The following is a 1,328-nucleotide window of genomic DNA, read 5'->3' on the forward strand; positions in this document are numbered from 1 at the left end:
TGTCAAGCACCGGGTTTCGTAGAGGCTCCTTTTCTTGGTTTCCTAAGCAGCCGCGGGTTCAATCGCGGACTGGTTGATCCATTCCGAATGGACCTCGAACGGCGGGCGGTAGTCAATCGCTGAATGCAACCGTGTCTGGTTGTACCAGGCCACCCACTTCGACGTCTCCGCCATCACCTCGATCAACCCCGACCACACCTTCCGGTCAATCAACTCTGCCTTGTAGACCGAGTTCAGAGCCTCGGCCATGGCATTGTCGTACGAGTCTCCACGTGACCCCACCGACGCCACGACCTCGGATTCCGCCAGGGTCTCGCCGTAGCGAATCGATCGGAATTGAACGCCGCGGTCGCTGTGGTGGACAAGCCCGGAGACATCTTCACCACCCCTATATTTCGCCGCCAGAGCCATCGTCAGAGCGTCCCTGGCCAGAGACTCCCGCATATGGTTCGTCACCTGCCAGCCGACGATCTCCCGGTGGAACACATCAAGGATGAACGTCGTGTACACCCACCCAGCAGACGTCGGAACATAGGTGATGTCAGCGACCCATAGACAATTGGGTGCCGGTGCTGCGAACTCACGCTCGACAAGATCATCCGGACACTCCTCAGCCCTAGCCGAAGCCGTCTTCGGACGCTTCCGCTTCCGCCGGATCCCGTCGATGCCCAACTGGCGCATCAACCGCTCCACCGTGCACCGAGCAACATGCCCGAACCGATCGGTGTACTCGCGGTTGATCGCCTTCCACATCTTCCGCACCCCGTAGCAGGAGTAGTTCGCCTCATAGACGTCCTGGATCACCACCATCAGCGCCTGATCCCGACGGGCCCTAGCCGATGGCTGACGCTTCTTGAACGCGTAATACGAGCTCACAGCAATCCGTGCCGCCGTCCTCTTCAGGGCGCGCACGATTGGCTCGACTCCGAACTCGTCGCGATGATCGTCGATGAAGGTGACGATTACTTTGATGGGCGGTCGAGCTCCGCCGCGAAGAAAGCCGAGGCACGGCGAAGAATCTCGTTTGCCCGTTTCGATTCAGCCAACTCAGCCCGCAACCTACGGTTCTCAGCCTCAAGATCAACGGAGTCCGCCGGCGTCGCTGTGCCCGAGTCTTTGTGCTTACGCACCCACACCCGCAGCGCTTCCTTGCTCACCCCGAGCTCTTTGGCTACACGGGCAATCGCTCCGTTTGCGGTGTTCGGATCCGCTTGAGCATGGATGACGAGCTCGACGGCACGAGCCTTGAGCTCGTCGGTGTACTTCACTGGCATGAGAGAATCTCCTTCTTCCAATCTCCCTGCCTCTATTATCCCCGGGGCGATTCA

2 protein-coding genes and 1 other annotated feature are annotated in these 1,328 nt (G+C 59.7%); both genes read right to left on the reverse strand.

Annotated features, from left to right (window positions below):
* Positions 1-42: 42 nt before the first annotated feature.
* Entirely contained in the window at positions 43-1,038 is a 996-nt protein-coding gene (locus BAUR9175_RS19070) for an IS3 family transposase (RefSeq protein WP_125178023.1), read from the reverse strand.
* Positions 874-1,002, reverse strand: a sequence feature (AL1L pseudoknot). (Overlaps the previous gene by 129 nt.)
* On the reverse strand, positions 963-1,274 hold the full coding sequence (locus BAUR9175_RS19075; RefSeq protein WP_009883477.1) for a transposase: 312 nt from the start codon (positions 1,272-1,274) through the stop codon (positions 963-965). Before BAUR9175_RS19075 ends, BAUR9175_RS19070 begins: the two co-directional genes overlap by 76 nt.
* Positions 1,275-1,328: the final 54 nt, after the last annotated feature.

The organism is Brevibacterium aurantiacum (assembly GCF_900169065.1).
Classification (GTDB): domain Bacteria; phylum Actinomycetota; class Actinomycetes; order Actinomycetales; family Brevibacteriaceae; genus Brevibacterium; species Brevibacterium aurantiacum.